The following is a 25,709-nucleotide window of genomic DNA, read 5'->3' on the forward strand; positions in this document are numbered from 1 at the left end:
GGGTGGCCGCCTGGGCTCCTGCTGGCAACCGTTCAGGCCGTGCGCTGCGCCTCGGCGGGGCGCCACCAGGCCACCAGCAGGGCGACCAGGCTGGAGGCCACCAGCGCCCCGAGGAAGGGCGGCAGGGTCGGCACCCCGCCGGGGAAGCTCGCCGCCAGCAGGCCCTCGACCGGGCTGCCGGAGGCGATCCAGCCCGGCAGCACGGCGCCGGCCAGGCCGGCCACCCCGCCGGCCAGGGCCGCGGCGGCGCTCATCCGCGCCCACAGCCCCAGCAGCACCGGCACCACGATGGCGGCGCACAAGAGATCGGCGATCAGGAACAGCCGCAGCACCGAGAGCCCCTGCAGGGCGATCGCCACCACCGGCACCATCAGCGCCACGGTGACCCAGCGAGCCGCGCCCAGCGACAGGCCGCGCCGGCCGCTGCCGGCCACCACCAGCGAGGCGATGCCGTTCTGCAGGGTATCGACGCTGGAGGCCACCAGGGTCACCGCCAGCACCAGGGCCGGCAGGGCCAGCCAGCCCGGCGCCTCGGCGAGCAGCGCGAAGAAGGGGATCGGCGGTTCGCCGAGCGACACCCCGGCCATGGCGGCCAGCATGCCCAGGCCGCCGACCACCGCCACCACCAGCACGGTGGCCGCGCCGCCCAGCCAGGCGCCGCGACCCAGGGCCCGTTCGTCCCGGGCCGCCCACACCCGCTGCCAGTAGCCCTGGTGAAAGAGGTTGGCCGCGGTCACCGCGATCACCAGCGTCAGCGCCACGGAGAGGGCGTCACCGGCGGGGATCGACGGCAGCGCGGCGTCGACGGGCAGCGCAGGCAAACGGGCGAGCGCCACGCCGCCCACCACCAGCAGCAGCGCCAGCAGCAGCCAGGCCTGCCAGCGGTCGGTGGCCAGGCTCGCCCGCAGGCCACCCAGCGCGGTGTAGAGCAGGGTCGCCACCGCCACCCCGATCACCACCAGGTCGGCCGGCACCTCGGACAGCAGGCCGGTGATGGCGCCGATGGCGGTCAGCTCGGCGGCCAGGAAGCAGCCCATGTAAAGCACCGAGACCAGCGATACCCAGCGCCGCACGCCGGCGCCGAAACAGGTCTCGGCGTATTCGCCGATGCTGCGGCCCTCGGGCAGCCGGCGGCGGATGGCCGGCCCGAAGGCGCCGAGCACGATGAACGGCAGCGCCGAGCCGATGGCATAGCCGGCCAGGCCCAACGGCCCCACGAAGGCGCCGATCTCCGGCGGTGCGAAGAGGATCCAGGCGCCCATCCCCGAGGCCAGGAAGGACAGCCCCAGGGTCGGGGCCGCCTGGGAGTTGCGGGCGGTGACGTAGTCGTCGAGGGGGCCATCGGCCCGGCGGGCCCTGAGGCCCAGAAGGGTAAAGCACAGCAGCGCCGCGCCGAGCACGGCTGACGTCAGGTAAGGCATGTCGCACTTCCTCCGCCGGCATGAACCGGATCAGGTTCCAGGGTCAGCGACGAACGCTCTCTCAGCCCCGCCCATGGCGGGACTCCCCTGGCGACAGTGAATGAATTGTGAGGGCGACCCTCAAGCCACGGCCGTATCGGCCGATATCGGTATCGCCCGACCAGCATGACACAACGACGCCCGAATTCGAACGTCCCACACGCCGGAAGCCTGCCATGCCATTCACCGAAGCCAAGGAACATGCCCCAGGGTGCCTGCACCGGATCTTCGCCGATCCCTACAGCGCCTTCGACAATCATGTCGGCGAACGCCTGCTCCACCTGCGCGTGGCCCTGCAGGCCCTGCTGGCGACGCCGATGCGCGAGGGGCGCCTGACGCTGCGGGTGATCCACGGCTGGGAGAACGGCGGCTGCGCCCCGGCGGACCTGCGCCACGGCGACCACCGCCTGGGCGACCTGGCGGACTACCGGGCCGTGGCCGAGCGCTATCGGCGGGCCAGCGAGGCCCTGGCGCCGCTGCCCGAGGATGCCGACTCGCTACTCGCCGAGCCGCTGGCCACGGCGATCGCCGCCGCCCAGGCGAACGACCTCGAGGTCGACGCCGAGACCCGCGACAATCCCGCACGCTGGCCGGCCTTCCCCTGGGGCCTGTCGCTCTATACCTTCTTCAAGGTCTATCACCGCCTGACCTACGGCGAGGACGACGCCTACCGCGCGATCCGCTGCGAGACGCCGGACGGCACCCGACAGGTCCACGAGTTCCATCTCGAGGAAGGCGAGTTCGCCGTGACCCTGCCCGCCGACGGGGAGCCCGGCGAGAGCGTGCTGCTGCTGCACGAGAGCCAGTTGGAGCCGGTGGCCCAGCTGCTGGAGGAGTGCGGCGTCTAGCGCCGCTCGACCCGCGCTGACGCGACGTCCCCCCTTTACCGCGGCCCTCACCCCTCCCGCGGCACCCGGCCCATCAGGTAGAACTCGTCGTTGGGCGGGGTGGCGGTGAGGGTCACCAGGCGGTTGGAGAGGCCGAAGAAGGCGGCGACGGCGCCGATGTCCCAGATGTCTTCCCGGGTGAAGCCGGCCGCCGTCAGGCGCGTCTCCCATTCGTCGGTGAGCTCGCCGACCTCCAGGCCGCAGTACAGGGCGAAGTCGAGCATCACCCGGTGCCGCTCAATGATCGGCGCGGTACGGTGATTGATGGCCACCTGGTCGGCCAGCAGCGGGTCCTTGCTGTAGATGCGCACCAGGGCGCCGTGGGCTACCACGCAGTAGAGGCAGCGATTGCGAGCGCTGGTGGCCACCGCGATCATTTCCTTCTCGGCCTTGGTGAGCGTATCGGACTCGCGCTCCATCAGGGCGTCGTGATAGGCGAAGAAGGCCCGGAACTCCGCCGGCCGGTGGGCCAGCATCAGGAAGACGTTGGGCACGAAGCCGGCCTTCTCCTGTACCGCCAGGATGGCCTCGCGGATATCATCGGGCAGGTCATCGAGGGACTCGGGCACGGGGAAGCGGCTGATCGGGGCGGTCATGGTGGCTCCTGGAGCGATGATCGTGACGGGCGACAGACTTCAGTTAACGTCAACGTCAAGCTAATTTCCACTCGCCTTTCGTGGCCTACGACGACGGCGGCCCCGCCTCTCACGAGACGGGGCCGCCGGTGGCCGGGAACGAATCTCGATCAGCTCAGCGAGATAGTGCTGTTGATACCGCTGGAGACGTTCTCCGGTTCGAACCAGCGAGCGGTGATCGTCTTGGTCTGGGTCCAGAAGGCGATCGCCTGCTTGCCGTTGGGGCCCAGGTCGCCGAGCTTGGAGGCCCGCGAGCCGGTGAAGCTGAAGTAGGCCACCGGCACCGGGATCGGCACGTTGATGCCCACCTGGCCGACGTCGATCTCGGTCTCGAAGCGCCGCGCCACCCAGCCGGAGTTGGTGAAGATCGAGGTGCCGTTGCCGTTGGGGTTGGCGTTGACGAATGCGATCGCCTCGTCGAGCGTCTCGACGCTCACCACGCACAGCACCGGGCCGAAGATCTCCTCGCGGTAGATGGTCATCTCGGCGGTCACGTCGCCGAACAGGGTCGGGCCGACGAAGTTGCCGTTCGGGTAGCCCTCCACCTGGCAGCCGCGGCCGTCGACCAGCAGCCTGGCGCCCTCTCGCTCGCCGGTGGCGATCAGGTCTTCCACCCGCGCCTTGGCGGCCGGCGACACCAGCGGGCCGAGGTCGGCGTCGCGCTGGGTGCCGGGGCCGACCTTCATGTGGCGGGCGGCCTCGGCCAGGTCGTCGAGCCACGCCCGGGCCTCGCCCACCAGCACCACCACGGAGTTGGCCATGCAGCGCTGGCCGGCGGCGCCGAAGGCCGAGCCGAGCAGGTTGTTGATGGCCTGGCTGCGGTTGGCATCGGGCATCACCACGCAGTGGTTCTTGGCGCCCATCATCGCCTGGGCGCGCTTGCCGGCCTCGGAGGCGCGGCGATAGAGCTGGGTGCCCACGTGGGTCGAGCCGATGAACGACACCGCCTTGATGTCCGGATGGTCGCAGAGGCGATTGGCCACGTCCGGGCCGCCGTGGACCACGTTGAGCACCCCGGCCGGCACGCCGGCCTCATGGGCCAACTCGACCAGGCGCATGGTGGAGCTGGGATCCTGCTCGGAGGGCTTGAGCACGAAGGCGTTGCCGGTGGCGATGGCCAGCGGGAACATGAAGCAGGGCAGCATGATCGGGAAGTTGAAGGCGGTGATCCCGGCGCCCACGCCCAGCGGCTGGTTGAGGGTGTAGACGTCGACCTCGGTGGCGGCGTTCTCGGCCAGCTCGCCGAGCTGCAGCGAGGTGATCGAGCAGGCGTGTTCCACCACCTCCAGGCCGCGGCCCACCTCGCCGGCGGCATCGGGCAGGGTCTTGCCGTGTTCCTCGGTGATCAGCGCGGCCAGTTCCTCGGTGTGCTCGCGGATCAGCGCCTGCAGCTTGAGCATGATGCGCTGGCGCTTGGCCAGCGGCGTCTTGCGCCACTCACGGAAGGCGGCCTGGGCGCTGGCCACGGCCCGGTCGACCTCCTCCACGGTGCAGAACGGCACCCGGGCGACCACCTCTTGGGTGGCCGGGTTGACCACGTCGCGCCACTCCTGGCTCTGGGACGGCACGGCCTGGCCATCGATGTACAGCGGGATCTCTCGAACAGTCATGGTAGCGGCTCCTTGGCGGGCCCTGGAAGGGATGGCTCGGGGTGCCACCCTCCTCCTATAGACCCGGGCATTGTGGTTGTTATCCGATATTCGACCTTATGTGCATATCGACAAGGCCATCTCGCCGAAAGCGGGTGTTTCGAGTGTAGGAAGGAGGCGAATTGACAGGCAACCGCCAGGCGCGCACATTGCTTGTGCCATTATGCACAAGCAGTTCGACCGGAGACGCCCCGTGATCCTCGACTGGCAGGACATCCAGCTGTTCCTCGAGGTGGCGCACACCGAGCGCCTCACCGAGGCCGCCCGACGCCTGGGCGTCGACCACTCCACCCTGTCCCGGCGCACCCGCCGCTTCGAGCAGCGGCTCAACGCCCAGCTGTTCGAGCGCAGCACCCACGGCTACCGGCTGACCGAGGCCGGCCAGCGGCTGCTCGCCCACGCCGAGGAGATGGCCCGGCATGCCAACGAGGCCCTGGAGACGCTCAGCGATCAGAACCGCCAGCTCAGCGGTCAGATCCGCCTCGGCGTCACCGAGGGCTTCGGCACCTGGGTGATCACCCCGCTGCTGGCGGGGTTCGGCGAGCGCCACCCCCGCCTGACCCTGGACCTGCTGGCCCTGCCGCGGGTGGTCAACCTCAGCCGCCACGAGGCCGACCTGGCGATCACCGTGGAACGCCCCGGCAGCGCCGGCCTGGTGACCTCGCGGCTGTGCGACTACCGGCTGCGCCTCTACGCCAGCCGCGACTACCTGGCCCGCCACGGCACCCCCGAACGGCTCGCCGAGCTGGGCCGGCACCGGCTGATCGGCTACGTCGACGACCTGATCTTCAGCGACCAGCTGCACTACCTGGATCCGCTGCTCGCCCCGGGCCGGGTCGAGGCCACGCCCCACTTCGGCATCCGCAGCACCAGCGTCACCGCCCAGTACCGTGCCGTTCGCCAGGGCGCGGGCCTGGCGATCCTGCCCTGCTTCATGGCCGAACCCGACGACGACCTGGTCGCCGTGCTCGACGACGAGGTGGAGGTGGTGCGCCAGTTCTGGATCACCACCCGCCAGGAACAGCGACGGCTGTCCCGGGTCCGCCTGCTGTGGGACTTCCTGCGCGAGGCCGTCGAGGCCAACCGCGACCTGCTGATGGGCGAACGACGCGGCGAGCTGGTGATCCCCGCCGCCGAACCCTCCTCGCCCACCGGGGCCCTCGAGGCCCCCACGGAGCCGACATGACACGACGCTCGCTGTGGCCGGCGGCGCTGCTGCTGCTTGCCGCCCTGGCCTGGCTGGAGCTGCCCCGCAGCCTGGCCACCGAGACCCTCGACGCCGCCCTCGGCGATGCCTTCTCGGCCTTCGCCATCGCCAAGGGGCTCAACGCCAGCATCTCGGTACTGCAGTCCTCGACCCTGGACTTCCAGGTCTTCCAGCTCTCGGTCGGCGAGGCGCTGGATCCGGCCAACGACATGATCGAGCGCTTCTCCTGGGTGATGTTCGCCGCCTCGGGATCGCTGGCGCTGCAGAAGCTGCTGCTCGGCATCTCCTCGAGCGCCCTCATCAAGGGCCTGCTCAGCCTGGCCTGCCTGGTCGCCGCGACCACGCTGATCGTCGACGCGCCGCGCTGGCGGCGTGCGGCGCTGCGAGGCGTGCTGGTGTGCGCCTTCCTGCGCTTCGCCGTGGTCGCCGTCGCCCTGGCCAGCGGGATGGCCGAGCAGGCCTTTCTGGAGACGCCGCGTCAGCAGGCCATGACCGAGCTGCGCAGCAGCCAGGAGCGCCTGGAGACGCTCGCCGAGCAACGCCTCGCCCGGGGCGAGGCCGAGGACAAGGGCTGGTGGGAAGGCCTGACCGATCGCGTCGGCAGCCTGGTGGACAACCCCGTGGAAGGCATGACGGAACGCTTCGATGCGCTCACCGACCGCGTCATCGACCTGACCATGATCTTCCTCACCCAGACGATCCTGTTCCCGCTGGGCTTCCTGTACCTGCTCTACCGGCTCGTCGCGGCCGGCATGCGCGCTCGAATGCCGCCCGGTCGAGAATGATCGGCGCGCCGGCCACGGCTGTATGCACGATTCACGATAAAGGAGGGCTATCGACGCCTTCGAGAAAGAACAATGGAAGTCTCGACCCTCATCACTAAGCTGAAAACAAGAGGATGGAGATCCCCGGGTCGAGCGACAGGCGTCGGCCAGCGAGACGAGCCAGGGAAGGCTCATGCGATGACATCCGCAGCAGCTCACGACCACGCGATGAAGGAGAAAGACGAGATGGGTGACGCAACGCAGCAAGGCAATGCAGGCAAGTGCCCGGTGATGCACGGCGGCAATACCGCCACCGGCCACTCCAACATGGACTGGTGGCCGGAAGCGCTTAACCTCGACATCCTTCACCAGCACGACCGCAAGACCGACCCGATGGGCGAGGACTTCGACTATCGCCAGGAAGTCAGGAAGCTCGACTTCGAAGCGCTCAGGAAGGACATGCACGCCCTGATGACCGACAGCCAGGAGTGGTGGCCCGCCGACTGGGGGCATTACGGCGGCCTGATGATCCGCATGGCCTGGCACGCGGCCGGCTCCTACCGCATCGCCGACGGTCGCGGCGGCGGCGGCACCGGCAACCAGCGCTTCGCCCCGCTCAACAGCTGGCCGGACAACGTCAGCCTGGACAAGGCGCGTCGCCTGCTGTGGCCGATCAAGAAGAAGTACGGCAACAAGATCAGCTGGGCCGACCTGATCATCCTCGCCGGCAACGCCGCCTACGAGAGCATGGGCCTGAAGACCTTCGGCTTCTCCTTCGGCCGCGAGGACATCTGGCATCCCGAGAAGGACACCTACTGGGGCGCCGAGAAGGAATGGCTGGCGCCCTCGGACGAACGCTACGAGAACGTCGACCAGCCCGAGACCATGGAGAACCCGCTGGCCGCGGTGCAGATGGGCCTGATCTACGTGAACCCGGAGGGCGTCAACGGCAACCCGGACCCGCTCAAGACCGCCGAGCAGGTGCGCGAGACCTTCAAGCGCATGGCGATGAACGACGAGGAAACCGCCGCCCTGACCGCCGGCGGCCACACCGTCGGCAAGACCCACGGCAACGGCGACGCCGATGCCCTCGGGCCGGAGCCCGAAGCGGCCGGCGTCGAGGAACAGGGCATGGGCTGGCGAAACCCCAACATGCACGGTAAGGCCACCAACGCGGTGACTTCCGGCCTCGAGGGGGCCTGGACCAAGTACCCGACCAAGTTCGACATGGGCTACTTCGACATGCTGCTCGACCACGAGTGGGAGGTGCGCAAGAGCCCCGCCGGCGCCAACCAGTGGGAACCCGTCGACATCAAGGAGGAGGACAAGCCGGTCGACGCCAGCGACCCGTCGATTCGCCATAACCCGATGATGACCGACGCCGACATGGCGATGAAGATGGACCCCGCCTACCGGGAAATCATCGAACGCTTCCGTCAGGATCCCGCTTACTTCGAGGACTGCTTCGCCCGCGCCTGGTTCAAGCTGACCCACCGCGACATGGGGCCGAAAGCCCGCTACATCGGCCCGGAAGTGCCGGACGAGGACCTGATCTGGCAGGACCCGGTGCCGGCCGGCAATACCCACTACTCGGTCGAGGTCGCCAAGCGGAAGATCGCCGAGAGCGGGCTCTCCGTCGCCGAGATGGTCGCCACCGCCTGGGACAGCGCGCGCACCTATCGCGGCTCCGACATGCGCGGCGGCGCCAACGGCGCGCACATCCGCCTGGCCCCGCAGAAGGACTGGCCCGGCAACGAGCCCGAGCGCCTGAACAAGGTGCTGAAGGTCTACGAGGGCATCGCCGCCGACACCGGTGCCAGCCTGGCCGACCTGATCGTGCTGGGCGGCAGCGTGGGCATCGAGCGGGCGGCCCGGGCCGCCGGCCACGACATCCTGGTGCCGTTCTCGCCGGGTCGCGGCGACGCCAGCGACGAGATGACCGATGCCGAGTCCTTCGAGCCGATGGAGCCGCTGGCGGACGGCTTCCGCAACTGGCAGAAGCAGGATTACGTGGTCAAGCCCGAGGAGCTGCTGCTCGACCGCGCCCAGCTGATGGGCCTCACCGCCCCCGAGATGACCGTGCTGATCGGCGGCATGCGGGCCCTGGGCACCAACCACGGCGGTACCAAGCACGGCGTGCTGACCAGCCGTGAGGGTCAGTTGACCAACGACTTCTTCGTCAACCTGACCGACATGGCCAATTCCTGGAAGTCCGCCGGCAACGGGATCTACGAGATCCGCGACCGCAAGAGCGACCAGGTGAAGTGGACCGCCAGCCGCATCGACCTGGTGTTCGGCTCCAACTCCATCCTGCGCGCCTACGCGGAGGTCTACGCCCAGGACGACAACGAGGCGAAGTTCGTCGACGACTTCGTGGCCGCCTGGACCAAGGTGATGAACGCCGACCGCTTCGACCTGGCCTGATCGGCCGCCGGGCCCCGCCGCCGTTCGCGGTGGCGGGGCCCTCTTTTCCTACTCGCCAAACACCGCCGCGCCGACCCGAGGGTCGGCGCGGCGGTGTCGTATGGCCGGTCGCTCAGGTACCGCAGAAGGTCCGCAGCACCTTCTCGTCGTCGCGGGGCGGGCACAGGTAGTCGACCTCGCCGTGGGGCTCCTCGAAGGGCCGGGTGATCGCCGCCAGCAGCGCCTCGAAGGGGCCGAAGTCGTCGTCCTCGGCGGCCGCGACGATGGCCTGTTCGACGCGATGGTTGCGGGGAATCACCGCCGGGTTGGTGGCGCGCAGGCGCCGCGCCAGCTCGGCGGCGTCGGCGTTTTCTCGAGCCAGCCGCTCGCGCCAGCGCGGCAGCCAGGCGTCCAGCGCCTCGCGGTCGGCGAACGGCTCGGCCAGGCGCGCTTCGCCCTCCGGGCCCTCCAAGGCGTCGGCCAGGCGACGGAAGGTCAGGGTGAAGTCGGCGCGGCCGGCGTGCATCGCCGCCAGCAGCGCCTCGACCAGCTCGGCGTCGCCCTCCTCCGCCATCTCGAGCCCCAGCTTGGCGCGCATCACGCCGAGCCGAGCGGCCTCGAAGCGCTCGGTGAAGGCCTCGATCGCCGCCGTGGCGCGCTCGATGGCGCGATCGGTATCGTCGTCGATCAGCGCCAGCAGCGTCTCGGCGAAGCGCGCCAGGTTCCACTGGGCGATGGCCGGCTGGTTGACGTAGGCGTAGCGGCCGCGCTCGTCGATGGAGCTGAACACGGTGCGCGGGTCGTAGGCGTCCATGAAGGCGCAGGGCCCGTAGTCGATGGTCTCGCCGGAGATGGCGGCGTTGTCGGTGTTCATCACCCCGTGGATGAAGCCGAGCCCCATCCAGCGGGCCACCAGCTCGGCCTGAGCCGACACCACCGCCTCGAGCAGGCCCAGGCAGCGCTCGCCGCCCTCGCGCTCGGCGAGGTGAGGATAATGGCGCTCGATCGCCTCGTCGGCCAGCAGCCGCAGGGCCTCGGTATCGCGGCGGGCGGCGAAGTACTGGAAGGTGCCCACGCGCAGGTGGCTGGCGGCCACCCGGGTCAGCACCGCGCCGGGCTCGGGGATGCGCCGGAACACTCGCTCACCGCTGGTCACCGCGGCCAGTGCCCGGGTGGTGGGCACGCCGAGGGCATGCATGGCCTCGCTGACCAGGTACTCGCGCAGCACCGGCCCCAGTGGCGCCCGGCCGTCGCCGCCCCGGGAGAAGGGCGTGCGCCCGCTGCCCTTGAGCTGGAGGTCGCGCACCCGCCCCGCCCGGTCGCTGACCTCGCCCAGCAGCAGCGCCCGGCCGTCGCCGAGCTGGGGCACGAAGTTGCCGAACTGGTGGCCGGCGTAGGCCATGGCCACGGGTTCGGCGCCCTCGGGCACGACGTTGCCGGACAGCGCTTCGGCGGCCCGCTCGGCGTCGAAGGCCGCGAGATCGAAGCCCAGCTCCTCGGCCAGGGGCCGATTGAAGGCCACCAGCCGCGGCCGCTCGACCGGGGTCGGCAGGCATTCGGCGCGCAGCCGGTCGGGGAAACGCACATAGCGCAGGGTAAAGGGGGGAAACATGGCGCCTCCTCATGGTTGGGCACGCTCACCCTACAGGGACAGTCGGGGGTCGACCAAGATTCCCGGCGTTTCACCCGTCCGCGTCGCGGCATGCCGCCTCCAGGGCCGGCATCAGCGCGTCCAGGCGACGCGCCAGCCCATCCCGGGCCGACGCGGCCTGCGCCAGCTCGCCGGCCTTGGCCAGCGCCTCCAGCCGCCGGGCGGCCTCGCCGACGGCCAGTCCGCCCACCACCCGCGCCGAGCCCTTGAGGGTGTGGGCGGCGCGGCGCAGCGCACGGGCCTCGCCGGCGGCCAGGGCGGCATCGATGTCCTCGAGCAGCCGCGGGCCCTCGTCGCGGAACATCGCGACCATCTCGACGAGCATCGTGCGGTTGCCCTCCAGGGCATCGAGCGCCCCGGCCCAGTCCAGGCAAGGCGCGGTCTCGTCCTCGTCCGACGGCTCGACGCCGCCCGCCACCGCCGCGGTGATCGACGCGCCCGAGGCGGCATCTTCCCCACCGCCCTCGCCCGTCGCCGGGCGCTCGACCGCCGAGTAGAGCTCGGCGGCCCGAAACGGCTTGGAGACGAAATCGTCCATGCCGGCCGCCAGGCAGCGCTCGCGATCCTCGCGGGTGGCGCTGGCGGTCATGGCGACGATCGGCAGGCGATGACCGGCGTCGCGGATCGCGCGGGCGGCCTGCAGGCCGTCCATCACCGGCATGTGGATGTCCATCAGCACCATCGCGAAGGCCTCCCGGGCCACGGCCTCGACGGCCTGGCGGCCGTTCTCGGCCAGCACCACCTCATGACCGCGCTGGCGCAGCAGGTCGCAGGCGACCCGCTGATTGATGCGCCCGTCCTCGACCAGCAACACCCGCCGCGGTGTCACCGCCGCTATCGGCGCCGGCCCGCTGTCCCGCCTGGCCAGGCCCTGCCCGCCCAGGGCCTCGCCGATGGCATCGAGCAGCTCGGACTGCTTGAGCGGCTTGAGCAGCAGCCGGGCGATGCCCAGCCGGCGCCGCCGGGTCACGTCCCCGGAACGCCCGCCGGAGGACAGCATCAGGATCGGCATCGCGGCATGGGAGGGATGGGCGCGGATGCGCGCGGCCAGCGTCAGGCCATCCATGTGCGGCATCATCATGTCGAGCAGCGCCAGCGGGAAGCATTCCCCTGCCTGCTCGGCCCGGGCCAGGGCCGCCAGGGCCTCGCGACCGCTCTCCACGCATAGCGGACGCATGCCCCAGCCGGCCAGGATCTCGTCGAGGATGCGACGGTTGGTGGCGTTGTCGTCCACCACCAGCACGGCGAGCCCCTGCAGGCCGCTCGGCGAGACCGCCGCCTCGTCATCGTGCTCGGGCAGCGCCAGGTCGAGCTCGAAGACGAAGCGACTGCCCTGCCCGCCCGGCCCGGCGTCGACCTCGATATGGCCGCCCATCATCTCCACCAGCTGGGCGGCGATCGACAGCCCCAGGCCGGTGCCACCGCTCTGGCGGGTAGTAGAGCTGTCGGCCTGGCCGAAGGCCTCGAAGATCCGGCGCCGCTTGGCCGGCGGAATGCCGATGCCGGTGTCGCGGATCTCGACGCCCAGCCGGATCCGCCCCGCTTCGCGGGCGACCAGCCGCAGGTCGACCACCACCTCGCCGCGCTCGGTGAACTTGATGGCGTTGCCGACCAGGTTGACCACCACCTGGCGCAGCCGCACGGGATCGCCCAGCACCCGGTCCGGCACCTCGGGCGGGATATGCACCGCCAGCTCCAGGCCCTTGTCGGCGGCATGCAGCGACAGGGTCTGGAGGGTATCGCTCAGGGTGTCGCGCAGCGCCAGGGGCGTGGCCTCGAGCTCGAGGCGGCCCGCCTCGATCTTGGAGAAGTCGAGGATGTTGTTGATCAGCCCCAGCAGGGTATCGGCGGACTTCTGGATCAGCGCCACGTACTCGGCCTGCTGCTCGCTGAGCTCGGTGCGCTCGAGCAGCTCGGCCACCCCGATCACGCCGTTCATCGGCGTGCGGATCTCGTGGCTCATGTTGGCCAGGAACTCGCCCTTGGCCTGGCTGGCCCGCTCCGCCTGGTCCCGGGCGCGGCGCAGCTCGTCCTGGGAGCGGCGCAACGCCTCGGTGGTGGTCTGCAGCTCGGCGGTGCGCTCGGTGACCAGCTCCTCCAGGCGATGCCGGTGTCGCTCGAGCTCGGTGATGTCGGAGTAGACGGCGACATGATCGCCGTCGCGGGTGCGGTGCTCGCTGACCTGGACGCACACGCCATCGCTGCGGGTGAACTGGTAGGGGCCGACCGGCTCGCGGTGCTGGGCGAGGCGCTCGGCGACGTACTGCTCGCCGCTGGCATAGTCGCGTGGGGTCATGCCCCGGGCGACCACGGCCCGCAGCAGGTCCTCGAAGCGCAACCCGGGCTCGACCACGTCCCGCGGGGTGACGAAGTGCTCCTGGAAGCGCGAGTTGTAGAGCACCAGGCGATCCTCGGCGTCGAAGATCGCGAAGCCCTCGGCGATCGACTCCAGCGCCTCGGTGAGCTGGTGGCGAGCCTGCTCGGTCAGCCGCACCTGGTCCTCGAGGCGCTCGCGCTGGGTCTCCAGCTCGGTGATGTCGGCATAGATGGCCACCACCCCGCCGTCGCGGGTGCGTCGCTCGCTGATCCGCAGCCGCCGCCCGTCGCCGCGCTCGAGCTTGAAGGGCGGCCCGGGGTCGCGGCGTTGGGCGAGGCGCCAGGCGATCCACGCCTCCACCGAACGCTCGCCGGTGAGGATGACGCCCCGCTCGGCCACGGTGCGGATCAGGTCCTCGAAGCGCATGCCGACCCGGATCATCTCCGGGACGCCGGAGCAGTCGTCGCGGAAACGGCGATTGAAGGCCACCAGGCGATCCTCGGCGTCGTAGAGGGTGAAGCCCTCGGAGATGGCCTCCAGGGCCTCGACCAGCTGGCGATGCGCCGCCTCGGCCCGGGCCCGCTCGGCGCGGGTGGCCTCCACCTGGGTCGCCAGGGCGCGCCGAGCCCGGCGCTGCTCGGTGATATCGGTGATGAAGCCCTCGATGGCCTGGAGCTCGCCGGCCTCGTCGAACACCCCACGCCCCTGCTCCCAGACCCATTTCGTCTCGCCGCCCCGGAGACGAAGGCGGTACTCGACGCGGAACGGCCGGCGGGCCGCCATCGCCGCCTGGACGTCCCGCCACAGGTCCTCGTTGTCGTCCGGGTGCACGAGCTCGGCGTAGTGGGGCCGGCCACCGATCAGGTCGTCCGGCGTGTAGCCGGTCAACTCGCGACAGCCTTCGCTGAGGAAGGTCATGGAGTAGTCACGGTCATTGCGACCGCGATAGGCCATCCCCGGCAGGTTGGACATCAGCGTCGCCAGGCGGCGCTCGCTCTCGCGCAGCGCCTGGTCGGTCCGCTGGCGGGCGTCGTCGTTCATCGCCCCTCCCCGCCCCGGCGGCTCACGGAAAGACGCCGCGCAGCAGCTTGGCCTCGGTGACCCGGCTGACGCCCTCGATCAGCGCCGCGGTGCGCATGTCGAGGTGCTGGGCCTCGGCCCGGGCCAGGGTGCGCTCGAAGGCGTCCAGCAGGATCGCCTGCAGGCGCTGGTGGACCTCGTCGCGGGTCCACATCAGGTTCTGCATGCCCTGCACCCACTCGAAGTAGGACACCGTGACGCCGCCGGCATTGCCGAGGATATCGGGCAGCACGAAGATGCCGCGCTCCTGGAGGATGTCGTCGGCTTCGAGCGTGGTCGGGCCGTTGGCGCCCTCGGCGAGCAGCCGGCACTCCAGCCGCCCGGCGTTCTCCACCGTGACCTGGTTCTGCAACGCGGCCAGCACCAGGATGTCGCAGTCGAGCTCCAGCAGCTCGTCGCGGTCGACGATCTCCGGCGCGGGAAAGCCCTCCAGGCGACGATGCTCGTCGACATGGGCGATCAGCGCCTCCACCGAGAGCCCGGCCTCGTCGTGCAGCGCGGTGGAGGCATCGCCGACGCCGACGATCCGCACCCCGCGCTCGGCGAGGAAGCGCGCCGCGTGGCTACCCACGTTGCCGAAGCCCTGCACCACCGCGCTGGCGCCGTCGAGCTCGAACCCCAGGTGGCGGGCCGAGGCCTCGATCAGGGTGACCAGCCCTCGGCCGGTGGCCTCCTTGCGCCCCAGGGAGCCGCCCAGCACCACCGGCTTGCCGGTGACCACCGCCGGTACGCTGTGGCCGACCTGCTGGCTGTAGGTGTCCATCAGCCAGGCCATGACCCGCTCGTCGGTGCCCAGATCCGGCGCCGGGATGTCCTTGTCGGGGCCGATGATGTCGATGATCTCGGTGGTGTAGCGTCGCGTCAGGCGCTGCAGCTCGCGGTCGCTGAGGGTGGTGGGATCGACCCGCACGCCGCCCTTGGCGCCGCCGAAGGGCAGCTTCATCAGCGCGCACTTCCAGGTCATCCACATGGCCAGCGCCGCCACTTCGCCCAGGTCGACGTCCTCGTGGTAGCGAATGCCGCCCTTGGTCGGCCCCATGGAGAGCAGGTGCTGGACCCGGTAGCCGAACACCGTCTCCACCTGGTGGCGGTCGTCGCGGAAGAACGGGAAACTGACCATCTGGGTGCGCTGGGGAAACAGCAGGCGCTGGCGCAAGTTGTCGTCCAGCCCCATGTACTGGGCGGCCTTGAGGAACTGCTGCTGGGCCAGGCGGAACATCGGCGAGTCCCACTCGCCGCCTCGCGCCCGGGCCCGCGACAGGGTGTAGCGGATCGCCCGGCCGAGCGACACGCTCTTGAGGTGCGACTTCACCAGGTAGTCGTAGGCGCCGGACTCCACGGCCCGGGCCGCCAGCTTGACGTCGTCGAGGCTGGTGAGCACCACCACCGGCACCTGGGGCGCCACCAGCCGTACCCGGAACAGGGTCTCCAGCTCCTCGCTGTCGGGCAGCACCAGGTCCAGCAGCACCAGGTCCACGCCCTGCTTGACCAGCCGGGTCAGGCCGTCGGCCAGGTTGCCCACCGCCTCGACCTCGCAGCGCAGCTGGGGATCATCGCCGAGCAGCTTCATGATCAGCTTGCGGTGCATGGGGTTGTCCTCGATCAGCAACAGCCTCACCGGGGAATCCTGCATGATCGAGCCCTCCCGAATCGTCGTGTGCCCGGCCGCGGCGGCCGATGTCGACCTCGAGGCACGGGCGGGGTTGCTATCAGCGTAGGCCACAGTCGAACTACGCGGGCACCGCATAGAACAGGCAGTCGCTGCGGGCGATCTCGCTGTTGGTGGTGGCCATGAACAGCCGCAGCGGCCGCCGGGCATGCAGCCGGCCGTCCCGCGCCTCGAGCAGCTCGGCCAGCCGCTCGCGCCCCTGGCCGTCGCGGGCGGTCAGGCAGGCCAGTCCCCGCTCGCCCAGCCAGCCGAGGCGCGCCGCCGGCGAGGTCACACCGCGATTGTGCTCGTCGATGCGCGCCCACAGCGTCAGGTCGACGCCGGGCCGTCGCTCCCGGGCGTAGACGACGCAGGTCCCCGGGCGCAGCTCGACGCGCAGCGGATGGACGAGCACCTCGAGGCCCGGGGACGGCGGCAGGGAGGCCGGCTCGGGACACTCGGCGAGCAAGCGCAACAGCGCCTCGGCGACCTCACGGGCCGCGGGCTGCAGGGCGCCACCGCACTCCAGGGTGAACACCGGGCACTCGGCCAGCGCGGGCATCTCGTGGGGCAGCTCCATCAGGCTGCCGAGCCGCAGGTCGGTGACGATCAGCCGCTCGCAGAAGCGACCGGCCAGCGCCTCGATGAGCGGATGCCGGCGGGTGGCGACGGCGAAGGCCGGACCGTTGCCCGAGGTGTTGTGCAGGTCGACCACGACCTCCGGGGCCAGCGCCGCCAGGTCATGGGCGATCGCCCGGGCCAGGGCCCCGGACGGCCCCTCGAAGGGCGGCCGGAAGCAGCGGTTGAGGTCGCGACCGTCCGGGGCATGGCGATGGGTGAAGACGGGATGGCTCAGGGCCCCGCCCACGTTGGCCAGCAGCACCGCCAGACGAGTACGGGGCCGCGGCCCGTCCATCAGCCAGCGATGCAGCGCCAGCACCCCGGACGGCTCGTTGCCGTGCAGCAGGGTGGTGACCGCCCGGCAGCGCCGGGTGTCCTCACCCTCGAGGATCAGCCACGCCGGGCCGCCCAGGGCCTGCAGCCAGGCCGCGACGTCCGGGTGCGCGACACCGGGGTCGCGAATCACGGGCAACTCGAGCGCGCCCATTCAGCCCTCCTCCGCCCAGCGGGCCACCGGTTCTCCGCCCGCCACGCCGGCGCGATAGGCCCCCAGCAGGCGCCGGCAGGCCGCCAGACGGCCGAGCCCCCGCGCCTCGCACTGGGCCAGGACCCGCCGCTGCCAGCGGGCGCCGCTGGTGCGGGCCTCGAGCCGCTCGCCGATCACCGCCAGGTAGCGCCGGGCATCGGCGGAGCCCACGCCCAGCGCGCGCAGGCCGCGACTGGCCTCGGGCAGCAGGCGCTCGAGCAGGGCCGTCACCGGCACCTCCTCCAGCCGGTGATGGCGCGGATGTGGCCACAGCAGGGTGGCCGAGAGGCCGTCCCGGGCGGCACGGTAGAAGTTGTGCTCGGCATGGCGGAACGGCATCGCCGACAGGCAGGGCGCGATCTCGTCGCGCAGGGCCGCCACCAGGCCCAGCAGCAGGGCCGCGTTGGCCGCCATGTCCAGCGGGGTCGGCCCCGCCGGCAGGGCGCGCATCTCGACCCTCAGGTGGCCGTCGCCGACGGGATCGTAGACGGCCCGGTTCCAGGGCCAGACGGTACCCATGTGCAGGCGCAGCTCCGCCAGCCCCGGCGCCGTGCTGCCCGGCGAACAGTCTGCGGGGTGCGCCTCGGCGCACAGTGGCAGCAGCGGCGGATGCAGCGACACCGCCTCGGCGAACAGCTCCCAGGCGCCCTCGCGCACCCAGCCCTGGCCGAAGCCCACCCGACCCGGCTGGCGCCAGCGGACGCCGCCCGGCCGGCATTCCACCGCCTGCCGAAACAGCGCGATGCGGGTCTCGTCCCACAGGCGACGCTGCAGGAACAGCGGCGAGTTGGCGGCCAGCGCCAGCACCAGGGGCGTGACCAGCTGGGCGGCGTTGAAGGTATCGGCGAAGCGCTCGGGGTCGACCCGCAGGTGCAGCTGCAGGGAGGTGTTGGCTCCCTCCAGCACCACATGGGCGCTGGAGACCCGCACCCGCTCCTCCTCACCGCGAATCGCCACGCGGAAGTCCTCGCCGCGCAGGCGCCTGATGCCCTGTTCCAGGGCGCGGTAGCGCGGCAGCTCGCTCATGGCGTGTTCGCCCAGGTCGCGGCGGCGCAGGGTGGGCAGGATGCCGATCGGCACCACATGGGCGCCGAGGGGCGTGGCGACCGCCTCGAGGCGCGCCAGGGCCTCGCCGAGCTGGGCCTCCAGGGCATGCAGGGGCGCCCCCGCCAGGGGCAGCGGGGCCAGGTTGTATTCGATGTTGAAGCGGTTGAGCTCCAGCTGCAGCTGGGGATCCCCCAGGCGCTCGAGCAAGGCCTGGTTGAGCAGCGCGACGTCCCCGCCCTCGTCGACGATGTAGGCCTCAAGCTCGGCGCCCAGGGTCGGCGCATCCACGCCGAAGCCCGGCGCGTCTAGCCGCTCGCGCAGGATATCGAGGCTCTCGCGCAGGCGCTTGCCGAAGCGCTGGTAGTCCGACGCGGAGAAGGCCTCGCGGTCGATGATCGCCCCCATCGCCACCCCTCCGGGGAAAGTGGCCGCCGATGGTGTCAGTCTAGGCGCCCGTCGGGACCCAGGCCTATTCCGTCGGCGCCTCCCGGGCCTCGACGAAGGTGTGATGGTCCAGGCTCACGCAGTCGGCATAGCTCAGCGCCAGGGTCGTCGTCATGTCGATGAAGTGGTCCCGGCCCCCTTCGATCCGCTCCCCCACCGCCCGGGCGAATCGCCCGGGGTCGTCGGCATGCAGCGCTCGGGCGCCGCGCAGGTGCTCGCGGGCGAGAATCCGCCCCCACTGCTTGGCCAGCTTGCGGTAGGGCTTGTCGCCGTCGAGCTTGTGGGTCGGGAAGTCTTCCTTGAAGGGCGAGCGCTCGCGCACCGAGAACACCGCCTCGCCCAGGTGCAGCCAGCCCAGGTAGACATCCGGATGCTCGGCGATGGCGGCGAAGGCCGCGGCGTGGCGGGCGCCCTCGTGGGCAAAGGCACGGCGCCAGTCGCGCTTCTCGGCGGCATTCATCAGCCGCCAGCCCTCGGGCGGGGTCTGCTGCTTGACGTCGAGGATGACATCGTCGTGGGCGTGGTCGCGCCCGCCCTCTATCAGCACATAGTAGCGGTCGAGCCCCAGCGAGCCGGTGCCGGCATCGAGGCGCCGCGCCATGTCCTTGACCCGGAAGTGATCCTCCTCGGCCTCGGCGCGAGCGCCGCGCAGGGTGTCGCGGTACTCGCCCTCGACGGCCTTGCGCAGCTGGCTGGCCAGGTGGGCCGGCAGCCGGCCCAGCTTCGCCGGGCGCTCCTCGACGGCCAAGCGCCGGCCGTCGTCGCCGAGCGTGGTCCACTTGTCGAGCATCTTGGCCCGGCTCTCCTTGCGCGCCACCTTCTCCAGGAAGGGGCCCAGCGGCCCCTTGGCGGTCGCCAGGGTCACGGCATCGGGCGCCTCGCCCTCGGCGTGGTCGTCCAGCTCGTCCAAGTAGGCCTCGAGCAGCGTGGCCAGCGCCTTGCCGATGCCCTTGGGCGACAGCCCGGCGTTCTCCCGGGCGTCCAGCACCAGGCTGATGGCCAGCCGCCACAGGTCGTACTGGTAGTCGCCGACCAGGGCGTCGTCGAAGTCGTCCATGCCGTAGCGCACGGCATCGTCGTGGTGACCGTAGGCGCCGAAGTTGTAGACGTGGGCGTCGCCCTGCAGCCAGGTCTGGGTCTCCGGCAACCCGCCGTAGAGGGCGAAGCGCCAGTCGTGCCAGACGTCGTCCCAGTAGAGGTGGTTGGTACCGCGAAAGAAGCGGTACGGCGACTCGGCCAGCTTGGCGTACTTGGCGGCGCGGTCGGCCTCGGAAAGGCTCGCGTTGGCGGCGTCGATGGCATCGAGCACCTGGCGGGGGCGGTTATGGCGCGTCAGGGGTGGCGACATGCATGAACTCCCGGTAGCAGACGAGGGCCGCAGTCCCGCGGCCCCGTCAGTCAAGCAAGCCTGGCGATCGCCGGCAAGCCCGACCACGAGATACCCGTTCGGTATTTTTCCAGACACTGCCGGGCGTTGCCCACACGCTCGGCACCGGTTGGACTTTTTCGCATCTTGCCAGTAGGGTTACGCATCCTGGGCCGGCCCGGCCCGGAAAGGTCCTGCCAGGGACCCACGAGTCCTGCCCTGTTGCAGACGGGATCGCCAGCACTTTCGACTGTCCGTCGCCGACGCCATCGATAGAGAGGGAATCCATGTCGCCCCACTATGCCGAAGCGGGCCGATGCATGCCGCGCCGCCCGCCACCCACGCTCTTCCTCCCCAGCTAACGACGCTGCCCGCGGCTATCCGCCGCCGAGCGACCGCCAGCCGACCCGACTCCCGCCCCTGACCCGATCAGGCCCGGCGCCCATGGTCGTGCGTGCCTCGCCCAGCGTCCTCCCATCGCGCTCGCACTGCCGCGCCCGCTCGGCAGTCGTTGTGCGCCTTCGTGTCCCCCACAAAGGAACTGTCCTTGAATAACGCCTCACTCCATCAATTCTCGACGTTGACGGTGATCCTGCTGATGCTCGCCTTCTACGGCGGCACCTACCTGCTGACCCTGAGCATTCGCAAGAAGAAGGAGGATGCCGACGCCTTCATGGTCTCCAATCACCGGGTCGGGTTCGGCATCGGCGCGGCCAGCATGACCGCCACCTGGATCTGGGCCGCTTCCTTCTATGCCGCCGCTACCTCCGGTTACACCTACGGGGTCTCGGGTCCGATCCACTACGGGCTATGGGGCGCCCTGATGATCCTGTTCATCTATCCGTTCGGTCGCCGTTTCCGCCGTCTGGCGCCCAACGCCCATACCCTGGGCGAGCTGATCCACGCGCGTCACGGGTCCTCCAGCCAGCTGATCCTGGCGCTCTCCAACATCCTCGGCAGCGTGATCAGCCTGATGGTCAACTTCACCGCCGCCGGCGCCCTGGTCGCGGTGCTCTCGCCGCTGTCGTTCCAGGCCGGGGTGATCATCGCCGGCGTCGGCGTGCTGCTGTACACGCTGTGGTCGGGCTTTCGCGCCTCGGTGCTGACCGACTTCGCCCAGCTGGTGGCGCTGATGGCTATCGCCGTCCTGATCATCCCCGCCGTCTTCTTCGCCATGGGCGGGCCGAGCGAACTGGTGGCCGGTCTCGACAACCTGACAGCCGAACAGGCCAACTTCTTTTCCATGGAGGCCATCCTCAACCAGGGAGCTCCCTTCTTCGTCGCCGTACTGGCCTATGCCATCGGCAATCAGACCATTTCCCAGCGCCTGTTCGCCGTCAACGAAGACCACATAAAGCCGACCTTCCTGACCGCCACGGTGGGCTACGGCGCCATCGTCATCGGCCTTGGCATGATCGGCTTGATGGCGTTGACGCTGGGCATCGAGCCGCTGAACGGCGACATGAACAACCTGATTCCCCAGATGGTGTCCGGCTACCTGCCGCCGATCTTTATCGCGCTGTTCTTCATCCTGGTGATCGGCTCCCTATCGTCCACCGCCGATTCCGATCTCTCCGCCCTCTCGGCCATCATGATGGCCGATGTCTACGGCAAGAATATCGCTCGCGGCAAGGCCGACCCACAGCGCATGCTGCTGGTCGGCCGCCTGACCATGATCACGGCGACCGCCGTCGGCATCATCTTCGCGAGCTTCTCGCTGGATATCCTCGTCATGCTGGTCTTCGTCGGCGCCTTGTGGGGGGCCATCGTGTTCCCGGTCATTGCCAGCTGCTTCTGGAATCGCGTCACCAACGCCGCCTTCACCACCTCGGTGATCGTCGCCATGGCGATGTTCTGCCTGGCTCGCTTCGAATGGCTGCCGCTGGCCGGCGCCACGGGCCTGCTGTTCGAGCTCCTGGCCAGCATCGGTGGCGGCATCATCATCGGCTTGATGGTGTTCGGCTTCCTCGGCCGCGTGGCCGGCTTCATCGCGGGGACCCTGGCGCTGGTGGCAATGCTGGTGTTCGCCACCGACTTCCTGCGCGACTACACGGTATTGCTGGCCTCCCTGACGGCCTATGGCACCAGCACCCTGGTATGCGTAGTGATGAGCCTGGTCAGCCGCCAGGAGCGTTTCGACTTCAACAGCATCCGTGAGCGGGTCGGTGACTACGACGACCATTCTGCCGACTCGGTCTCCGTCACCACCGAAGAGCGGTCCGAGGGCATCTCTCTCGCCGCCCAGCGCTGATACCTTTCCACCTATCGGAGCGCCCGCACGCTGCGCTGGCGCTCCTCGACAGGAGTTCGATCATGACCACGCTTTTTACCCTTTACGTCCTGATATGGCCGGCCTTGACCCTGGGCGTACTGGTGCTGATCTGCCGCGCCGTGCTGCGCGACCGCCGCGAGGCCCGAGGGGAGCAGCGCGAGCTGGTGTGAGGTGATACGACCCGCTCCGCCTGCATTGGGCGGGTCGCCCCCCACGATGGTGGCAGGTGCTCGTGTAGCCGTCCCCAACGCTACAGGCCGTTGACCAACACGACGATGGGCAACACCGGGCACACGAAGCGGATGTACCAGGGCCACAGCTTCCAGAACAGGGAGTCCTCGATCTCCGGCGCCCCGCGCCGCAACTCCTGCAGCTTGGCGTTGCGCGACAGCAGCCAGCCCACGTAGAGGCATACCAGGGCGCCGATCAGCGGCATGTTGTAGTTGATGGTGACGGTGATCGCCCAGCCGAACAGCGTCTCGAAATGCACCAGGATCAGCGTGGAGATCGCGAAGATCACCCCGCCCATCAGCAGGGTCGCCCCACGCCGCGAGAACCGGCCGGTCTCGACGATGGTCGCCACCGGCACCTCCAGCACCGGGAACATCGACGTCAGGGCGGCGATCGCCAGCAGGGCGAAGAACAGTACCTCGAGGCCGGCCCCCAGGCCTCCCAACTGGGAAAACATCGCCGGCATGACGTCGAACAGCAGGGTCGAGGAGCTCTGCAGTTGACCGTCGGCATCGAAGATGTCCACCCCCAGCTCGTCGGCCACGAACATCGAGGGCACGATCAGCAGCCCGGCGATGAAGGCCACGCCCATGTCGATGAACATCACCTGGGCGCCGGTCTTCGGCAGACTGGCCTCGCGGCTCAGGTAGGAGCCGTAGATCACCATGGCGCCAACGCCGATGGACAGCGAGAAGAAGGCCTGGCCCATGGCATCCATCACCAGCTGTCCGGTGACCCGCGAGACGTCCGGCACCAGGTAGGCGGCGAGCCCACTGATGGCCCCGGGCAGGGTCATGACCACCGCGATCAGCGCCAGCATCAGCACGATCAGCAGCGGCATCAGGCGCTTGGACCAGCGCTCGATGCCCTTGTTGACGCCGGCCAGCACCACGCCGATCGTCACCAGCATGGCCAGGCTGGCCAACCCCCAGTCCTTCCAGAAGCCGGCGTCATCGAGCCGCACGGCCCAGGTTTCGAGGCCCAGCAGGTCGAGCAGCGGGGTCAGGGTGTCGCCGATCAGCCAGCCGGTGACGATGGCGTAGAAGGCCTGGCCGAGACAGGCGGTGAGGATCGCCAACCCGCCGATGGCCGCGCCCAGTCGCCCCGCGCCGCCGTCACCACCGACCCGTGACATGGCGGTGATGATGCCGCTCTGGGCATAGCGTCCCAAGGTCAGCTCGGCCATCAGCGCCGGATAAGCCAGCACGAAGGCCATCACCAAGTACAGCAGCAGGAAGGCGCCGCCGCCGTTGTTGGCGGCCATGGACGGGAAACTCCAGACATTGCCGAGCCCCACGGCGGCACCGGCCGCGGCCATCAGGAAGCCGAAGCGGGAGGAAAACTGTGCTCTTGTTGTATTCATGACGATAGGATCCCAAGGGAGTCGCTTCACGACTCCGCTGTTGTTGTAGTGGCCGCCGGCAGCGGACTAGAGGTGGTCGAGAATGTCGAAGTGATCGCAGCCCGGCAGGTCGACGAAGGCCGTCTGGCGGCCGGCGGCGCGCAGCGCGGCCACGAAGTCGCGGCCCTGGCGGCGGAAGGCCGGCGGGTCGTGCGCGGCGATCACCACCCGGGCGGGCGGCAGCGCCGAAAGATCGCCGAACAGCGGGCTCAGCGACCGGGCCCGCGCCCGGTCGAGGCCCAGCGGTGCGTTGACGTAGGTGTCGACCAGCGGGGTCAGATCGAAGACGCCGCTGACCAGCAGCAGCGCGTCGACGCTCGTCTTGCCCTCGCTGGCCACTCGGCAGGCCAGCTGAGCGCCGGCGCTGTGGCCGCCGAGGGTCACGGGCCCGACGCCGCCACGCTCGACGAGGGCGGCGCGGGCCGCCGCCAGCCCCAGGTCGCACTGCGCGACCATGGCCTCGATCGAGGTCGCCGGGGCCAGGCCATAGCCCAGGGAAGCGAAGGCCATGCCGCAGGCCAGGTAGCGCTCGGCCAGGAAGTCGGTGGCGGTGTGATCCAGTTCCTGCCAGTAGCCGCCGTGGATGAACGCCATCAAGGGCCAGGGGCCTTCGCCCGCAGGCACGAACAGGCTCAGGCGGGCCGCGGGATCGTCGCCGCCGGCCAGCTCCAGAGGGCGCAGGCGCGCCGCCAGTTCGCGGCCCGCGGCGGCCTGGCGCGCCAGGGTGGCCTCGACGTCGCGGGCGAAGCGGCTCGGCGAGTAGGCGTGGTCCAGGGCCTGGTCGGTCATGACATCCGCTCTCCTTGCTATCCCTGACTTCAGGTCACCGCGCCGCGCACCCGGAAGCGCGGCTCCCGGTACTCGCCGCTCTCGACCACCTCGCGGAAATGCCGCGCCGCCCGCCAGGCGTCCTCATAGCTCAGGTAGAGCGGCGTGAACCCGAAGCGCATCAGCCCCGGCTCGCGGTAGTCGCCGATCACCCCTCGGGCGATCAGCGCCTGGACGATGGCGTAGCCGTGCTCGGTGTCCACCAGCGAGACCTGGCTGCCACGCGCCTCGGCGGGCGGGGTGAGATCCTCGATACCGTGGGCCTCGAACAGGTCAGCCAGGCACTCGCGGAACAGCTCGCTCATCGCCAGGCTCTTGTCGCGCAGGGCCTGCAGGTCGACCTCGGCCCACATCGACAGCGAGGCCTCCAGGGCGCCGTAGATCAACGCCGAGTGAGTGCCGGTACGAAAGTGCCTGATGTCCCCTGCCGGCGCATAGTCGGCCTCGAAAGCGAAGGGGGCGGCGTGGCCGTGCCAACCGGAGAGCGGCTGCCAGCCGCCGGCCTGGTGGTCGCGATGGACGTACAGGAAGGCCGGGGCCCCGGGGCCGCCGTTGAGGTACTTGTAGGTGCAGCCCACCGCATAGCGCGCGCCGCAGCCGTCGAGGTCCACCGGCAGCGCCCCCGCCGAGTGGGCCAGATCCCAGATCACCTCGGCGCCGTGGTCGTGCACCAGCCGGGTGGTGGCCGCCATGTCGCGCAGCCGCCCGGTGCGGTAGTTGACCTGGCTCAGCACCACCACCGCCACGCCGTCCAGGTGCGCGTCGAGCTCGGCGCCCTCGGGCAGGAAACGATGCTCGTGACCGCTGACCCGGCAGAAGCCCTGGGCGATATAGCCGTCGGTGGGGAAGTTGCCGCCCTCGCTGAGCACCACGCGGCGTCCGTCGCCGCGCTGCCCGGTGATGTAGCCCAGCAGCTTGAAGAGATTGAGCGTGATGTTGTCGGTGACCACCACCTCGCCGTCGCCGGCGCCGATGATGGGCGCCATCAGGTCGCCGAGGCGCTCGGGGGCGTCGAACCAGCCCTGGTTCCAGCCCTTGATCAGCTCGTCGCGCCACTGGTCCAGGGTTCCGTCCACCGCCTCCCGGGCCGCCGTCGGCTGGGCACCGAGGGAGTTGCCGTCGAGATAAAGGACGCCCTCGGGCAGGGCGAAGCGGCATTTGAAGTCGGCCAGGGGATCCTGGCGGTCGAGCTCGCGGACGCGTTCCAGGCTCACGCTCATGTCGGGTCTCCGGAAAGGAAAGGGAATCGCCTGGGAACATTCTAGGGGGAG

18 protein-coding genes and 1 riboswitch are annotated in these 25,709 nt (G+C 70.2%); of the genes, 6 read left to right on the top strand and 12 right to left on the bottom strand.

Translation table 11 applies throughout. From position 1 onward, the window contains the following. Window positions 1–32 precede the first annotated feature (32 nt). Window positions 33–1,421, bottom strand: a complete 1,389-nt coding sequence (locus tag ACXAFN_RS04380) for a sodium:solute symporter family transporter (RefSeq protein WP_474986514.1) — start codon at window positions 1,419–1,421, stop codon at window positions 33–35. Beyond that, window positions 1,411–1,520, bottom strand: a riboswitch (TPP riboswitch). It overlaps the preceding gene by 11 nt. Before the next feature lie 116 nt (window positions 1,521–1,636). Here ACXAFN_RS04380 and ACXAFN_RS04385 point away from each other — a divergent pair. Beyond that, a complete protein-coding gene (locus ACXAFN_RS04385) occupies window positions 1,637–2,308 on the top strand; it encodes a hypothetical protein (protein WP_474986516.1) in 672 nt (223 codons plus the stop codon). Window positions 2,309–2,355: 47 nt separating this feature from the next. Here the strand turns inward: ACXAFN_RS04385 and ACXAFN_RS04390 are convergent, their stop codons facing one another. Both ACXAFN_RS04390 and ACXAFN_RS04395 read right to left on the bottom strand, forming a co-directional pair. Then, window positions 2,356–2,943, bottom strand: a complete 588-nt coding sequence (locus tag ACXAFN_RS04390) for a peroxidase-related enzyme (RefSeq protein ID WP_474986518.1) — start codon at window positions 2,941–2,943, stop codon at window positions 2,356–2,358. Window positions 2,944–3,092: 149 nt separating this feature from the next. Further along, on the bottom strand, window positions 3,093–4,592 hold the full coding sequence (locus tag ACXAFN_RS04395; protein WP_474986520.1) for a CoA-acylating methylmalonate-semialdehyde dehydrogenase: 1,500 nt from the start codon (window positions 4,590–4,592) through the stop codon (window positions 3,093–3,095). A 232-nt stretch (window positions 4,593–4,824) separates the two neighbouring features. Between ACXAFN_RS04395 and ACXAFN_RS04400 the strand changes: the two genes are divergently transcribed. From ACXAFN_RS04400 to katG, 3 genes are all read left to right on the top strand, one after another. Then, a complete protein-coding gene (locus tag ACXAFN_RS04400; RefSeq protein ID WP_474986522.1) occupies window positions 4,825–5,817 on the top strand; it encodes a LysR family transcriptional regulator in 993 nt (330 codons plus the stop codon). Continuing rightward, window positions 5,814–6,623: an SH3 domain-containing protein gene (locus ACXAFN_RS04405; protein WP_474986524.1), complete on the top strand. Its 810-nt coding sequence runs from the start codon at window positions 5,814–5,816 to the stop codon at window positions 6,621–6,623. The genes ACXAFN_RS04400 and ACXAFN_RS04405 overlap by 4 nt, the downstream gene beginning before the upstream one ends. A 225-nt stretch (window positions 6,624–6,848) precedes the next feature. Next, window positions 6,849–9,026 carry a catalase/peroxidase HPI gene (gene katG / locus ACXAFN_RS04410; RefSeq protein WP_474986526.1) on the top strand — a complete coding sequence of 726 codons (2,178 nt, stop codon included), beginning with the start codon at window positions 6,849–6,851 and terminating at the stop codon, window positions 9,024–9,026. 112 nt (window positions 9,027–9,138) lie between these two features. Here the strand turns inward: katG and ACXAFN_RS04415 are convergent, their stop codons facing one another. From ACXAFN_RS04415 to ACXAFN_RS04440, 6 genes are all read right to left on the bottom strand, one after another. Then, window positions 9,139–10,617 carry a protein adenylyltransferase SelO gene (locus tag ACXAFN_RS04415; protein ID WP_474986527.1) on the bottom strand — a complete coding sequence of 493 codons (1,479 nt, stop codon included), beginning with the start codon at window positions 10,615–10,617 and terminating at the stop codon, window positions 9,139–9,141. Between the two features lie 70 nt (window positions 10,618–10,687). Further along, complete coding sequence (locus tag ACXAFN_RS04420) at window positions 10,688–14,014, bottom strand: response regulator (RefSeq protein ID WP_474986529.1); 3,327 nt, start codon at window positions 14,012–14,014, stop codon at window positions 10,688–10,690. A gap of 22 nt (window positions 14,015–14,036) precedes the next feature. Beyond that, window positions 14,037–15,686 (bottom strand): Glu/Leu/Phe/Val dehydrogenase dimerization domain-containing protein, encoded by a 1,650-nt coding sequence (locus ACXAFN_RS04425; protein ID WP_474986531.1) that lies wholly within the window; start codon window positions 15,684–15,686, stop codon window positions 14,037–14,039. A 97-nt stretch (window positions 15,687–15,783) separates the two neighbouring features. Next, the gene (locus ACXAFN_RS04430; protein ID WP_474986532.1) at window positions 15,784–16,809 is read right to left on the bottom strand and encodes a M14 family metallopeptidase; all 1,026 of its coding nucleotides are present in this window, start codon (window positions 16,807–16,809) and stop codon (window positions 15,784–15,786) included. Continuing rightward, a complete protein-coding gene (locus ACXAFN_RS04435; RefSeq protein ID WP_474986534.1) occupies window positions 16,810–18,300 on the bottom strand; it encodes a glutamate-cysteine ligase family protein in 1,491 nt (496 codons plus the stop codon). A 64-nt stretch (window positions 18,301–18,364) separates the two neighbouring features. Beyond that, the gene (locus ACXAFN_RS04440) at window positions 18,365–19,687 is read right to left on the bottom strand and encodes a DUF2252 domain-containing protein (protein WP_474986536.1); all 1,323 of its coding nucleotides are present in this window, start codon (window positions 19,685–19,687) and stop codon (window positions 18,365–18,367) included. A 565-nt stretch (window positions 19,688–20,252) separates the two neighbouring features. Between ACXAFN_RS04440 and ACXAFN_RS04445 the strand changes: the two genes are divergently transcribed. Further along, window positions 20,253–21,956, top strand: coding sequence for a sodium:solute symporter family protein (locus ACXAFN_RS04445; RefSeq protein ID WP_474986537.1), 1,704 nt, complete (start codon window positions 20,253–20,255; stop codon window positions 21,954–21,956). A 62-nt stretch (window positions 21,957–22,018) separates the two neighbouring features. After that, window positions 22,019–22,147, top strand: coding sequence for a putative transporter small subunit (locus tag ACXAFN_RS04450; RefSeq protein ID WP_474986539.1), 129 nt, complete (start codon window positions 22,019–22,021; stop codon window positions 22,145–22,147). Between the two features lie 80 nt (window positions 22,148–22,227). Here ACXAFN_RS04450 and ACXAFN_RS04455 read toward each other — a convergent pair whose 3' ends face one another. The 3 genes from ACXAFN_RS04455 to kynU form a co-directional block, all read right to left on the bottom strand. Continuing rightward, a complete protein-coding gene (locus ACXAFN_RS04455; RefSeq protein ID WP_474986541.1) occupies window positions 22,228–23,571 on the bottom strand; it encodes a sodium-dependent transporter in 1,344 nt (447 codons plus the stop codon). Between the two features lie 66 nt (window positions 23,572–23,637). Beyond that, window positions 23,638–24,399 (bottom strand): alpha/beta hydrolase, encoded by a 762-nt coding sequence (locus ACXAFN_RS04460; protein ID WP_474986543.1) that lies wholly within the window; start codon window positions 24,397–24,399, stop codon window positions 23,638–23,640. Between the two features lie 29 nt (window positions 24,400–24,428). Further along, on the bottom strand, window positions 24,429–25,658 hold the full coding sequence (gene kynU / locus ACXAFN_RS04465; protein ID WP_474986544.1) for a kynureninase: 1,230 nt from the start codon (window positions 25,656–25,658) through the stop codon (window positions 24,429–24,431). Window positions 25,659–25,709: the final 51 nt, after the last annotated feature.

The organism is Halomonas sp. ABH4_019 (assembly GCF_056159885.1).